Source organism: Mesorhizobium sp. RCAM 05099 (assembly GCF_059683685.1).
Genome location: NZ_CM185035.1, coordinates 4,707,561 through 4,721,025 on the forward strand (window position 1 = coordinate 4,707,561; position 13,465 = coordinate 4,721,025).

11 protein-coding genes and 1 tRNA gene are annotated in these 13,465 nt (G+C 60.7%); 4 read left to right on the plus strand and 8 right to left on the minus strand.

Annotation, left to right across the window (positions count from 1 at the left end):
• Positions 1–12: 12 nt before the first annotated feature.
• Both smpB and dapA read right to left on the minus strand, forming a co-directional pair.
• The gene (gene smpB / locus AC56QQ_RS23455) at positions 13–492 is read right to left on the minus strand and encodes an SsrA-binding protein SmpB (RefSeq protein WP_256749577.1); all 480 of its coding nucleotides are present in this window, start codon (positions 490–492) and stop codon (positions 13–15) included.
• Positions 493–517: 25 nt separating this feature from the next.
• Entirely contained in the window at positions 518–1,399 is an 882-nt protein-coding gene (dapA, locus tag AC56QQ_RS23460; protein ID WP_269903837.1) for a 4-hydroxy-tetrahydrodipicolinate synthase, read from the minus strand.
• A gap of 290 nt (positions 1,400–1,689) precedes the next feature.
• Between dapA and AC56QQ_RS23465 the strand changes: the two genes are divergently transcribed.
• Both AC56QQ_RS23465 and AC56QQ_RS23470 read left to right on the plus strand, forming a co-directional pair.
• Positions 1,690–3,720 (plus strand): lytic transglycosylase domain-containing protein, encoded by a 2,031-nt coding sequence (locus AC56QQ_RS23465; protein ID WP_497123550.1) that lies wholly within the window; start codon positions 1,690–1,692, stop codon positions 3,718–3,720.
• A gap of 152 nt (positions 3,721–3,872) precedes the next feature.
• Positions 3,873–4,775: an alpha/beta fold hydrolase gene (locus AC56QQ_RS23470; RefSeq protein WP_497123551.1), complete on the plus strand. Its 903-nt coding sequence runs from the start codon at positions 3,873–3,875 to the stop codon at positions 4,773–4,775.
• Between the two features lie 78 nt (positions 4,776–4,853).
• Here AC56QQ_RS23470 and AC56QQ_RS23475 read toward each other — a convergent pair whose 3' ends face one another.
• The 3 genes from AC56QQ_RS23475 to AC56QQ_RS23485 form a co-directional block, all read right to left on the minus strand.
• Entirely contained in the window at positions 4,854–5,909 is a 1,056-nt protein-coding gene (locus AC56QQ_RS23475) for a tyrosine-type recombinase/integrase (RefSeq protein ID WP_497123552.1), read from the minus strand.
• Between the two features lie 243 nt (positions 5,910–6,152).
• Positions 6,153–7,247 (minus strand): porin, encoded by a 1,095-nt coding sequence (locus AC56QQ_RS23480; RefSeq protein ID WP_497123553.1) that lies wholly within the window; start codon positions 7,245–7,247, stop codon positions 6,153–6,155.
• 139 nt (positions 7,248–7,386) lie between these two features.
• Positions 7,387–7,477 (minus strand) — tRNA-Ser (locus AC56QQ_RS23485).
• Positions 7,478–7,928: 451 nt separating this feature from the next.
• On the opposite strand from AC56QQ_RS23485, the gene AC56QQ_RS23490 reads away from it, so the two are divergent.
• Positions 7,929–9,059 carry a porin gene (locus AC56QQ_RS23490; RefSeq protein ID WP_497123554.1) on the plus strand — a complete coding sequence of 377 codons (1,131 nt, stop codon included), beginning with the start codon at positions 7,929–7,931 and terminating at the stop codon, positions 9,057–9,059.
• Between the two features lie 274 nt (positions 9,060–9,333).
• On the opposite strand, the gene AC56QQ_RS23495 is transcribed toward AC56QQ_RS23490, so the two are convergent.
• Positions 9,334–10,998 (minus strand): tetratricopeptide repeat-containing sulfotransferase family protein, encoded by a 1,665-nt coding sequence (locus AC56QQ_RS23495; protein ID WP_497123555.1) that lies wholly within the window; start codon positions 10,996–10,998, stop codon positions 9,334–9,336.
• A 189-nt stretch (positions 10,999–11,187) separates the two neighbouring features.
• On the opposite strand from AC56QQ_RS23495, the gene AC56QQ_RS23500 reads away from it, so the two are divergent.
• Positions 11,188–12,300 carry a pyridoxal phosphate-dependent aminotransferase gene (locus tag AC56QQ_RS23500; protein WP_497123556.1) on the plus strand — a complete coding sequence of 371 codons (1,113 nt, stop codon included), beginning with the start codon at positions 11,188–11,190 and terminating at the stop codon, positions 12,298–12,300.
• A 35-nt stretch (positions 12,301–12,335) separates the two neighbouring features.
• Here the strand turns inward: AC56QQ_RS23500 and AC56QQ_RS23505 are convergent, their stop codons facing one another.
• The gene (locus AC56QQ_RS23505; RefSeq protein ID WP_497123557.1) at positions 12,336–12,809 is read right to left on the minus strand and encodes a GNAT family N-acetyltransferase; all 474 of its coding nucleotides are present in this window, start codon (positions 12,807–12,809) and stop codon (positions 12,336–12,338) included.
• Positions 12,810–12,904: 95 nt separating this feature from the next.
• Positions 12,905–13,327: a MarR family transcriptional regulator gene (locus AC56QQ_RS23510; protein WP_497123558.1), complete on the minus strand. Its 423-nt coding sequence runs from the start codon at positions 13,325–13,327 to the stop codon at positions 12,905–12,907.
• Positions 13,328–13,465: the final 138 nt, after the last annotated feature.

The window sequence follows — 13,465 nt, forward strand, 5'->3', positions numbered from 1 at the left end:
AATGGCCCCAGCCTATCCGCGCTCCTTCAAGAGCCTGCCCTTCTCACGAGACCAGTCACGCTGCTTCTCGCTTTCGCGTTTGTCGTGCAGCTTCTTGCCGCGCCCGACGGCGAGCAGCATCTTAGCGCGGCCCTGGTCGTTGAAATAGATCTTCAGTGGCACCAGCGTCATGCCTTCGCGATCGACGCTCTGCGACAATTTCGCCATCTCGCGTTTGTTAAGCAGCAGTTTGCGGCGGCGGCGCGGCTCGTGGTTGAAGCGATTGGCCTGCAGATATTCCGGCAGATAGGAATTGATCAACCAGATCTCGCCGCCTTCCACCGAGGCATAGCTGTCCTGGATGTTGGCCTGGCCCTGGCGCAGCGACTTGACCTCGGTGCCGGTCAGTACCAGGCCGGCCTCGACCGTGTCGAGCACCTCATAGGAAAACCGCGCCTTGCGGTTTTCCGCCACGGTCTTGTTGTTGGGATCGGCTTTTCTGACTTGATTCATGATGTGGAGAGATGGCGCCTCATCCCTAGTTTATCAAGCCGGCGTGCTTCATGGCCGCATCGATCTTTTCGGCCGTCGACTGCTCGACGGTGACCAGCGGCAAACGCAGCACGTTCTCGACCTTGCCCAGCTTCGACAGCGCGTATTTCGCGCCGGAAACGCCGGGATCCATGAAGATCGCCTTGTGCAGCGGCAGGAGACGGTCCTGCAGTTCCAGCGCCTTGGCGCTGTCGCCGGAAAGCGTCGCTTCCTGGAACTCGGCGCAAAGCCGCGGCGCGACGTTCGACGTCACCGAAATGCAGCCGACGCCGCCATGCGCGTTGAAGCCGAGCGCCGAAGCGTCCTCGCCCGAAAGCTGGATGAACTCCTTGCCGCAAGTCGCGCGCTGCTCGGAAACCCGCTCGACCTTGCCGGTGGCATCCTTGACGCCGACGATGTTCTTGAAGTCGTGCGCCAGCCGGCCCATCGTCTCCGGCGTCATGTCGATGACCGAGCGTGGCGGGATGTTGTATATTATGATCGGCAGCTTGGTCGCCCTGGCGACGGCTGCGAAGTGCTCATAGAGGCCGCGCTGCGTCGGCTTGTTGTAGTAGGGCGTGACGACCAGGGCGGCATCGGCGCCTGCCTTCTCGGCATATTGCACGAGCCCAACCGCTTCCTCGGTGTTGTTGGAACCGGCGCCGGCGACCACCGGTGCCCGGCCCCTGGCCACCTCGATGCAGACCTTGACGACATGGCGGTGCTCGTCATGCGACAGCGTCGGCGACTCGCCGGTGGTGCCGACCGGGACCAGGCCTGTCGTGCCCTCGGCGAGTTGCCACTCGACGAACGCGCGAAAGGCTTTCTCGTCGAAACGCCCGCTCTTTTCGAACGGTGTCACGAGCGCGGTAAGCGAGCCTCTCAGCATGTCGTCCAACTCCCTGGGACTTCTTGTCTATGCATGTCGCTTCCCCAAAACCGGTATCCACTTTTGGGCGACATGCATCGGTGCTTTGTCGTGCGCGCCTTCTAGCCGAAAGCGAAGCGGCGCACCATAGTCTCGACATTGTTGCGCGGCAAGCATTGCCATGGTGCCAGCAAGCGCAATTCGGGCGACCTCGATAACCTTTTGTTTACGGGCTCTTCACGACCTAAGTCTAGGCTTCGAGGCATCTCGGCCTGCTGGTAGAATGCCAGGACAAGGAAAGACACAAGATCATGCCGGCCAGTCGGCCTCACCTTTTCGCGCTGCTTGGCGCCACGCTCGCGCTGGTGCCGGGCATGGCGATCGGCGGCAGCGTCGATGTGCAGGTCACCTCGGCGATCCCTCCGCCGGGCCTGCAGGCCCGGGCGCAACCGGATGCCTCGCCCAGCGTCGCCCAACTGAAGAGCGGGCTGGATGCGCTGGCGGCTGGCGACATTCCGGGCGCCCGCGCCGTGCGTGATGCTCTTCCCGCCAACTCGCTCGACCAGCACATCCTTGCCTGGGCGATTGCGCTGTACGGCGGCGACAAGGTTCCGAGCGGCGACATCGCCGCAGCCGCAAGGATGCTGCCCAACTGGCCGGGCACCGTTGCCTTGCGCAAGAACAGCGAGCGCGCGCTTTATCGCGAGAACCCTGCCCCAGACATCGTCATTCGGGCATTCGACGGCAGCCAGCCGTCGACATTCGAAGGCGTGACGGTTCTCGCCCGCGCCTATGTCTCGTCCGGCAACGCCAAGGCGGCGCGTTCGGTGCTGTCACCGTTCTGGCGCACCGCGATCCTGGAAGCCAAGGATGAAACGGCGCTGATCAAGGAATTCGGCGGCCTGATCCCGGCCGCCGACCACCGTTTTCGTATGGAGCGCATGTTCTATGCCGACCGGGTTGGCTCCGCGCAGCGCGTCGCCAGCCTTGCTGGCGCCCAACAGCTTGCGGACGCCTGGGCGGCGGCGGACAGAGGCGACAAGAACACCGCCAAACTGCTGAAGGCGGTGCCGGCGGAGCAGCGTTCGGCCGGCTATTTCTTCGCGCAGGCCGAATATCTGCGCAAGCAGGAGAATTTTGCCGGCGCCGCTTCGGTCGTGATGCAGGCGCCAACCGATCGTGAAGCGCTGGTCGATCCGGACGCCTGGTGGGTCGAGCGCCGGGTGTTGTCGCGCGAACTGGTCGACCAGGGCGACATGAAGACGGCGTACCGGATTGTCGCCATGCACGCCGCCGAAAGTGCCGCCAATGCGGCGGATGCCGAATTCCACGCCGGCTGGTACGCGCTGCGTGGCCTGAACGACCCCAAACTTGCCGCGACGCATTTCGTGCGCATCGCCGACCTCGCCCAGGGGCCGATGACCCTGTCGCGCGCCTATTACTGGCTCGGCCGTGCCGCCGAAGTCGGCGGCCCCGGCAACGCCAAGGACTATTTTGGGCGCGCCGCTGCCTATGGCACGACATTTTACGGCCAGCTTGCCGCCGAACGCGTCGGCCGACAGGCACTCAACATCGTCTACCCGCAACCTGATACCGCCGACCGGCGGAATTTTGCCGGCCGCGAAGCCGTCAGCGCCATCAAGCGGCTGCAGGAGGCCGGCTACGACCGCTATGCCGAAACGATCTATCGCGATCTAGCCGGGCAGTTGACCAGCCCGGGCGAACTGGCGCTGCTCGCTGTTCTCGCCGAGAAGCAAGGCAACCATTTCATGGCGCTGAAGGTCGGGAAGATCGCGGGCGCGCGCGGCATCGATGTCGGCGCGCTGTCGCATCCGCTTGGCGTGATTCCCGATTCGGCCAATATCTCGGGCTCCGGCAAGGCGCTGGCCTATGCCATTGCCCGCCAGGAGAGCGAGTTCAACATCGGCGCTGTCTCAAGTGCCGGCGCGCGCGGCCTGCTGCAGCTGATGCCGGCGACCGCCAAACAACTGGCGAAGAAGGCCGGGGTGCAGTTTTCGCAGACAAGGCTAACCACCGACGCCGGCTATAACGCGACGCTTGGTTCGGCCTTTCTTGGCGAGCAGCTTGACCGCTTCAACGGTTCCTATGTGCTGACCTTCGCCGGCTACAATGCTGGCCCTAACCGGGCAAGCCAATGGGTGGCGAAATACGGCGACCCACGCGGCAAGGACATCGATGCGGTCGTCGACTGGATCGAGCGGATTCCCTACACGGAAACAAGAAGTTACGTGCAACGCGTGATGGAGAATTACGAGGTCTACAAGATGCGTATTTCCGGCAAATACGACATTGTTGGGGATCTTGTGAACGGGCGTGGCTGACCGAAGCAGCCGGATCGAGAGCGATTTCACCGAAGCTGCCGCCCCCTTGGGGAGATTTGGCCGTTTTCTCCAACCCAGCTCCTATTTGACCCTCCCCGCCCTCGCCTGTAGCAGTCAGGGAAGATTCGGCGGCGGGAAGGAATCGCGTCCAGATGTCGAGCACTGAAGGCTTTTCCGATTTTTTCCATATCGCTCCGGATGGGCTAAAACTTCATGCGCGCATCTATGGTGAAGCAAATTCCGACCATTGGCCGGTGGTCTGCCTACCTGGCCTGACCCGCAATGCCCGGGATTTTCACGAATTGGCGCTCCATCTTTCGGCGCGGCCCACGGCTCCGCGCAAGGTGGTTGCCTTCGACTATCGCGGGCGTGGGCAATCCGCCTACGATCCCGATGTCAGCCATTATAATGTCGGCATCGAAGCCGGCGACATTCTTGCCGGGTTGACAGCATTGGGAATTGAGGCAGCCGCCTTCATCGGCACCTCGCGCGGCGGGCTGATCATCCATGTTCTCGGCGCGCTGCGGCCGACGGTGCTGAAAGCCATTGTTTTCAACGACATCGGGCCGGCGATCGAGCCAGCCGGCCTTGCCCACATCCAGTCCTATCTTGAACACGCACCAAAGCCGAAAACTTTCACCGAGGCGGTGGATGGCCAGCGCGATGTTCACGGCCAGGATTTTCCCGCGCTCACCGACGCCGACTGGAGACGGATGGTGGAGGCGCTTTACCGCGAGACTGATGAAGGGCTGCTGCCCGATTTCGACCCGAAGCTGGTCGACACCGTTGCCAATCTCGATCTGACGCAGCCGCTCCCGGCCCTGTGGCCGCAATTCAAGGCGTTGGCAGCCATTCCCTTGCTCACGCTCCGCGGCGCCAATTCGAGACTATTGTCCTTGGAAACGCTGAGGCAGATGCAAGAACGCCATTCGCAGATGGAGACGATCACCGTCGAGGGCCAGGGGCACGCCCCGTTCCTTGAAACCGGCGACTTGCCAAACAGGATCGCCACGTTCTTCGACAATGCCGAGCAGCGCAGCGCGACCGCGGGCTGAGAACAGGCACGACCACCGCCGAAAACGAATGCGCCCCTCAGCCAAGCTCAGGTCGAGGGGCGCGCCGAAATATCTATGCTATTGGGATTTCGCGCTTTTCCGTACCTTGGCCTTTGCCGCGACCGGCTCGCTCTTTTTTTCCTGCATCACGGCGCAGGGAGACGATTCGGGCTTTGCCGCCGCGCTGTCGGACCCGCTGCTTCGAGGCGTTTCCAGCACAATGACGCAGCCGTCGAGGTCATTCGTGGCCAGATGCGCGTAGCGCATGGTCATCGACAGGGTCTGGTGGCCAAGCCACATCTGGACGCGCCTGATATCGATGCCACCCTGGACGAGGCGCGAAGCACAGGTATGGCGCAAGATATGCGGCACCACCTGGTCGTCGGCGCCTAGGCCGACCTCGGCCTTTGCGTCATTCCAGATGGCACGAAACTGAGCCTGGCTGAGCTTGGTGAAGGGACCTTTGGGCCGGCGACCTTCGGCGGCCGGCAGCTTGATGACCTCCTTCACCCGTTCGGTCATTGGAATGGTGCGGCTGCGCCCAGATTTCGTAATCCAGAAACTGACGCGATGCTCCTGAATGTCGTTCCAGATCAGTCCAAGCGCCTCACCGAGGCGGCACCCACTATCGACCAGGAAGACCGAGAGCCTGTAGGCATCCTCGCTGCGGCTCTTGATGGCGGCGAACAGCCGTGCCTCTTCATCCCTTTCGAGGAAACGAATCCGCCCCGCCCGCTCCTTCTGGCGGCGGAACTCGGGTAGGCTATGGATATCCCCCATCTTGTGAGCCTTGCGCAGCAGTTTGCTGAGGGCAGCCATCTTTCGATTGATGGTTGCGTTGCTGTTGCCGCGCTGGCGCAAGGTGCCGATAAGATTGTCCAGGGTACTCTGGTCAAAGGCGCTGAAACGCTCCCCGAGGAGAATCTCATCTATCTCGCCGATGAATGAGCTGACATTGTATTTATGTCGCCCATCATCCCATAATATGTCCCGATATGCTGAAAAAAGATCCCCAACCCTATGCGACGTTACTTCTCGTATCTTGTTGTAGGTATATTTAAACTTCGAATTTTGAGAAGAGAACACCGCAAAATGATCAGAGGGATTACCCTCTTGAATCGCTTCGTTTGTCATTATGAGCCACACCCCCGAGTGGATAGGTCTGACCTAGCCCACATCGAGGCGTCCTTTCAAGAGTTTTGAATCACACGATTGTGATTTCATCCGCCAGATGGGGATCCCACGAAATCATATCGCAGATTCAATTCAGCTACCGATGCCCCCTTTTCCTTCTGTCTGCCCAAGCCCAGTCACGAAACAAAAACAGCCCGGGCGTTTGTGCGCCCGGGCTGGATTTCACCTGTATGGAACCAGCCCTTAGAACGAGCGCTGGAAGCGGAGGATACCGCCGACAGCGTTGCTCTTGCCGGCCGGGATACCCGTCCAGTTGTATCCGTTGCTGTTGTGGCTGTTGTGAGCATAGTCAACTTCGGCCGTGATCGTGAGGCCGGGAACGATGTCATAGGCGATGTTGGCGGCGACACCCGCTTCCCTCGCTTCGTCATACGACACCTGGAGGTTGAACGAGGTCTTCTCGTTGAACTTGTAGGTGCCACCGCCCCACACTGCCCAGTTGCCACCCCACTGCTTGAAGAAGTTGCGAGCGGTGTTCTTGTCGGTGCCGAAGCCGGCCATGACCCAAAGCGACAGTTCGTTGGTAGCATTGACATCCAAGCGAACCTTGCCGGCCCACTCTTCGAAATTGCTGTCGTAAGCGCCGACCGCAACGATATCACCCCAGCCCTGCGTGTACTTCACACCGCCGACGACATGCGGCATATAGCTGTCGATGGTCTCGTAGCCCGAGCCTTCTTCGAGCGAGACCACGGCCGAGAAGCCATTGCCGGCATCGAAGTAATACTGGACGACGTTCGTGTCGAAGTCGCCGTAGGGAACCAGCGTGTCCTGGATGACGTTGCCAGCGTAACCGCTGAAGGTGTTGAAGGCCGATTCGTCCTTACCAACACGCAGACCGCCGAGTTGGATCCAGGCAAAGTTCAGGGAAGCGCCGCTGTTGCCAGCGTACGGGCCGTCACCATTGCCGAAGTTGAAGCGGGTTTCGGTGTAGGTCTTCAAGGTACCGAGTTCGGTTTCCTGGCCGGTCCAGGTCTTCAGCGTGAAGCGGGCGTTCTTGTGCCAGGTATCCTGGGCGTCGCCAGTCATGCGATCGAAAGACCGGGCGCCGTCGAAACTGCCTTCCTGGCCAGCGCTGATGTCATAGCGGACATAGCCGCCGATGCGCAGGCAGGTTTCGGTGCCGGGGATGTAGAAGTAGCCAGCGCCGTAGACGTCGCAGATCTTGACGTATTCAGCGGGTTCCGGCTCGGCGACGACGACGGCGTCGGCGGCGCGCGCACCGGAAACTGCGATCAGGGCCGCAGCGGAGCCGAGAAGAAGGCTCTTAATGTTCATTTTCTGACCTCCAGTCAGAATCGAACAAAACAGCGGTGTTTGGGGTGCATTTTGCGCGGCCTAGGGTCGCGTCAGCTTTAGCTATCTATCTGTTTTAGTGAGGTAATTTCTGCCTTGCCGCCATCGCGGTAGGCAAGGGTGGCGGAGAGGATGGGATTCGAACCCACGAGAAGCTTTTGACCTCTACTCCCTTAGCAGGGGAGCGCCTTCGACCACTCGGCCACCTCTCCGTTGCGCCGCTGGATAAAGAAAAGCGCCGGCACAATCAACAAGCCCGCGTCATTATATGGAAAAATAAGAACGCACCGAACCGCAGCTCTCCATGGATGCGGCGGTTCTGCGGCAGTTTCCCGGCCAGCGACTCGAGGCCTCGCCATGATTCCGTCGGCTGATTGCCGGATTCGCCCGCAAACAAAGGGTTGCGGAGGGGCGGATGGTTAACGAGAGCTTTCCGAGTGAGGCCAAATCGTGTCATTTGTGCAACAACGCCAGGGGATAGCAGCCGAACAGCCCTTTCGCCGGTACGATCGTGGTTGAACGCCGCCGTCTCATGGGTAATGTCGATTTCGAAGGAGCGGCGCGGTGCGCATCTTTTTCGGTAGTGGGGATGGGGCAGGGAACGCTGTCCTTCAGCAAAGAATACCCAGACCCGTTTTTTAACTTTTGACTGGAGGTCAGAAAATGAACATTAAGAGCCTTCTTCTCGGCTCCGCTGCGGCCCTGATCGCAGTTTCCGGTGCGCGCGCCGCCGACGCCGTCGTCGTCGCCGAGCCGGAACCCGCTGAATACGTCAAGATCTGCGACGTCTACGGCGCTGGCTACTTCTACATCCCCGGCACCGAAACCTGCCTGCGCATCGGCGGCTATGTCCGCTACGACATCGGCGTCGGTGACATCGGCTCGTTCGATGGCGCGAGAAGCGCAGATCACATGACCCCTGGCGACAACAACGCTACGTACTACAAGAATGCCCGCTTCACGCTGAAGACCTGGACCGGCCAGGAAACCGAGCTCGGCACCTTGAAGACCTACACCGAGACGCGCTTCAACTTCGGCAACTTCCAGACCGATACGGGTAGCTACATCAACGACGCCCACAACAAGGACGTTTCGTTGAACTTCGCCTGGATCCAGCTTGGTGGCCTGCGCGTCGGTAAGGACGAATCGGCTTTCGATACGTTCATCGGCTACGCCGGCAACGTCATCCAGGATACGCTGGTTCCCTACGGTAACTTCGACACGAACGTCGTCCAGTACTACTTCGATGCTGGCAATGGCTTCTCGGCCGTGGTCTCGCTCGAAGAAGGTTCCGGCGTCGATACGATCGACAGCTATGTTCCGCATGTCGTCGGCGGCGTGAAGTACACGCAGGGCTGGGGCGCCATCACCGGCGTTGCCTCGTATGACAGCAACTACGAAGAGTGGGCCGGCAAGGTTCGCCTGGATGTCAACGCCACGAACGAACTGTCGCTGTTCATCATGGCTGGCTATGGTTCCGACGACAATCTCAATGACTTCCGCGGCGGTCGCGGCTTCTACAAGCAGTGGGGCGGCAACTGGGCAGTGTGGGGCGGTGGCACCTACAAGTTCAACGAGAAGACCTCGTTCAACCTCCAGGTGTCGGCTGACGATGACAAGAACTGGGGTGTCGCGGCTAACGTCGCCTACGACGTCGTCCCCGGCCTCACGGTCACGGCCGAAGTCGACTATGCCCACGACGGCAAGTTTGGCGATCCGGACAACTTCAACTGGACCGGTGCCGACAAGAAGAACAGCCTCGGCGGTATGCTCCGCTTCCAGCGTTCGTTCTAATAGGTTTCGCTTCGTCGAAATCGGAACCCGGCGGGCAACCGCCGGGTTCTTTTTTGGAATTGCCAGGCGCAGCCGATGGAATTCAGCATTGCAAGTGCAAAATCTGACGAAAGAAGCGTTAGTAGTTATCGACTAGGTCGCCCCGGGCCTCTCGGGATTCGCACGTCTTTTCGCTCGGGCACGTTGTTCGAGAAATAAACGTACTACCGCTGGGGGCGCGATAGCATAAGCAGATTGGTGACCTTCAATCCGCTATGGGATCGTCGAGCTCAGCTTACGCCTCGGCAAGGTCACCCAGAGACTGTATCAACGGCTGAATCTCGTTCTCATAATTCTTCCAGCGCTTGACCGACGATTTGTAAATCGGTTGACGAACCTGCCACCGACTGGGCGTGTTGACCGAGCCATCCCTATCGAAAAAGCGCAGGCAGGCATCGTCCCAGGGCAATCCGAGATACTCTATGAGCCGGCGCGACTGCTCCTCCTGATTTTCGATCAAAATCTCATAGCGATTTTCGAAAATGCGTCCGGGGAAAACCCTGCTCCAATGGCGCATCAAGCGATCATATTCCCTGTAGTAAAGTCCCAGCGTTTCAAGATCGGTGCTGTAGCTGTGCGCTTTACTGAATGGCAAGACGAAGCAGGAGATGCAATTGTCAATGGCATCGCGGCGGCAATGAACGATGCGAGCGTTGGGGAAGAGAATGCCGATCAGACCGATCAGCTCGAAATTGTGAGGCATCTTGTCGACGATCCGAAGCGCATCAGGAGCCCGCTCACGCAGATAGGCAAGGTGCTCCTCGGCCAAAGTCCTGGTCAGATCGGGAGTAATCGTCGCGATCGATTCGCCAAAATTCGCGTTGGCGCGGTCTCCGAGGCCAATACCATTGGCTATTCGTCTAAGCTTGCTGAGCTCGCCGGCGCCATGAACATTGGGATGGCTGGCGCAGATCTGCTCAGTCAGCGTCGTGCCCGAGCGAGGCATGCCAACGACGAATACAGGCATCTCCGAGGGATTGCCATAAGCGGCCGTTGAAGCCACCAGTTCCGGCGTGAACGTTTCGATCATGGCATCGACCCAACGACGGTAGTTTTCCAGATCGAATTCATGACCGGCGGCTTGATTTCCCTTCTTGAAGTGGTCCATCGCCTCCTTGTAGCGACGCAGGTCATTGAGCACCTTCCCGGCCGCGTGATGAAGCGTTGCCGCTCCCTCCGACCCGTGGTTCGGGTCTCGAAGCTCTACTAGGATTGCCGCGAGCTCCGGCGGCTCTTCCGCGTATTTGCGCGTGTGTACAAGCGCACTATACGCAGCCGGCACCTCGATGCGCCGCTCTACTGCCTTTTTCAGATGAACTGCGGCTTCGTCCATACGACCGAGGCTTGCGAGTGCGTGGGACAACCCCATCCGAGCCAAAGGATGATCTCGCGCGAGTTTCAGCGCCTTCTCGAAGAGGGGCAGCGCCATCTCCCCCTTGTCAAACACATTGTAGGCGTTGCCGAGGGCGCAAAGCGCCTCCACCAGATCCGGTTTCATGGCCAAGGCGTACTGAATGTGCCGTATCGCTGGCGAAAACTCGCTGACCTTGAGATAGGCTTCCCCCAAGCTAAGGTGGTAATAGGGGTTGCGAGGCTCAGCTCCCACCGCGCGTGCGAAATACCGCAGGGCCTTTTCGTTATCGAACCCGAGCCCCAGCGTCCCCAGTATGTACAGCGCCAGGGGATGTTCGGGCGTTCGCGCCAGAACCCTGAGGCAAAGTTCCTCGGCCTCAGGCAGCCGTTCGGCCTGCTGCAGTTCGAGTGCCTGCCTCAACAGCATGTCGTCAGCATGCGTACGGGACAGGGCGACCTTTGGTGGTTGGGCTTTCGGCAGGTTGATCTTCTGCGCGGGTTGGGCCTTGAGATGCTTGGACCAAGCAGGGGGCAATCGAGAGTTCATGGCCCGTCGTTAGCAAAAAACTCCATCCGAATCTAGCATCGGAGGTACGTCGGCGCAGGCGAATCCTACACCCCTAACCGCTCTTACAGCGTATTGTTGCATTGGCGAAGGCTCTGTCCTCCGATCCTGAACTTGCGCCCGCTATCCGGTCACGCTAGCAAGAAAGCCCTTTTCAAGCGAGCTTCCGCCATGCCCCAACGCCCTCCCCTAACGCCGCTCATCGCAGCGCTTCCCTCGACAGTGCCCTTTGTCGGGCCCGAAGCGCAGGAGCGCGAGCGCGGCCGCGCCTTCCGCGCTCGCATCGGCGCCAATGAGAGCAGCTTTGGTCCCTCGCCCCGCGTCATCGCCCGCATGACCGAGATTGCCCGCGACATGTGGATGTATTGCGACCCCGACAATCATGATCTCAAGGTTGCCGTTGCCGGGCATCTCGGCGTGGGGGTCGAAAACGTGGTTGTCGGCGAAGGCATAGACGGCCTGCTCAGCCTCGTGGCCCGCATGTATGTGGCAGCAGGCGATGCCGTGGTGACCTCGCTCGGCGCCTATCCGACCTTCAACTTCCACATTGCCGGTGTCGGTGGGCGGCTGGTCACGGTCCCCTATGAGAACGACCGGGAAAGCCTGGACGGCCTGCTCGCGGCGGTCCGCAAGGACAAGGCGCCGCTGGTCTACCTGTCCAATCCCGACAATCCGATGGGCAGTTGGTGGGAAGCGGGCGAACTCATCCGCTTCATCGAAGCACTGCCGGAAACCACCATGCTGGTGCTCGACGAGGCCTATGGCGAACTCGGACCGGCCTCGGCAATGCCGCCGATCGATATCTCACGGACGAACGTCATCCGCATGCGCACCTTTTCGAAGGCCTACGGGCTGGCTGGCATACGCTGCGGTTATGCCGTTGCTGAGGCCGAAGTCATCCGCGACTTCGAGAAGATCCGCAACCATTACGGCGTCAGCCGCATGGCGCAGATCGCCGGTGTCGAGGCGCTTGCCGACCAGGACTATCTCGAAACCGTGGTGGCGCGAGTCGCGGCCGGCCGCCGACGCATCGCGGCAACCGCCGAGCAGAACGGGCTGAAGCCGCTGGCTTCGGCGACCAACTTCGTCACCATCGATTGCGGCCGCGATGGCGCTTTCGCGCTGAAAGTGCTGCAGGGCCTGCTGTCGCGCGACGTGTTCATCCGCAAGCCGATGGTGCCGGTGCTCGACCGCTGCATCCGTGTCAGTGTCGGCCTCGACCACGAACTCGACATCTTTGCCGAGGAACTGCCTGGCGCGCTCGCAGCGGCGCGGGGCAATTAGGATCCGTTCGTAAGCAAACAGCGAGCATACGAAGCTCACAAATCCAGTTCCCAGGTCTGACCGGTCAACTCCTTGCCGAAACTGTGATGGCGCTCCTGCGAGACCAGCTTGAAGCCTGCGCGCTCGTAGATCGCGCGCGCCGCGACGAGGATATCGTTGGTCCATAACATCAGCCTGATGTAACCGCAGGCGCGGGCCTGGCTCACGCACTGTGCGACCAGGCGTTTGCCGATGCCCAGGCCGCGGGCCGCCGCCTCGACATGCAGCATCCTCAGCTTCGCAACCTCGTCGTCCAGATGCACCAGGAACACGGCGCCCACCGGCTCGCCGCCGCGTTCGGCGATCCAGCAGAAATCGCGGCCGGGCACGAAATTGCGGATGAAATCGACGCCAATCTCGGCGAGCATGGCCTCGAACTCGATGTTCCAGCCATATTCCTCGGCATAGAGCTGGGCCTGCCGCTGCACGACCCAGCCGACGTCGCCGACACGGTGCGGCCGCAGCACCACCGCGTCATTCCCGCAGGCAGGATCGCCCAGCAATTTCCCAACCTTGCGCAACGCGTCGCCCAGCTCATGCAGCCTGTCGTCGGGCACACTTTCGATCAGCCGCGCCGTGTCCCGGTCGGCGGCCGCCTGAAGCCTTGCAAGTGCCGCTTCCCCCTGGGCGTGAGCGAGAGAACCCTCCGGCGCCGGTCGGTCGGATCCGTTCGGGCCTCGGTCAGCCCCTCGCCCGCAAACTTCCGCAGAATCCGCGTGAGATAAGCGGGATCGACACGCAATTGCCTGGCGATTTCGGACGCTGCCGGGCCGTTCTCCAACCGAAAAGCCCCGGCCAGGAACCCTCGCTCGCCAGCGATTTCGGGAGCAGCGGGACTGCTGTGGTGGCCCAATTCGAACAGCACGCGCGCCTCGGTCAGGGTGAACGCGCTCTGTGTCAGGGTCTCGTCGAGAAGGCCAACGGTCCGGGTGTAGAACCGGTTGAAGTGGCGTATCTGCGCCACCAATGCGTTGCGTTCGTCCAACATCTGCTTCCAACTCCCGACAAGGCAATTGCATTTTCCAAAATTGATGGACTGAGTCAATTAAATTTCAAAATCCGAGGCCGGCTATTGCGTCATGGGCGCAATTCTCAGGTTGCATTCCCGGAGCCCTGCACCAGATTC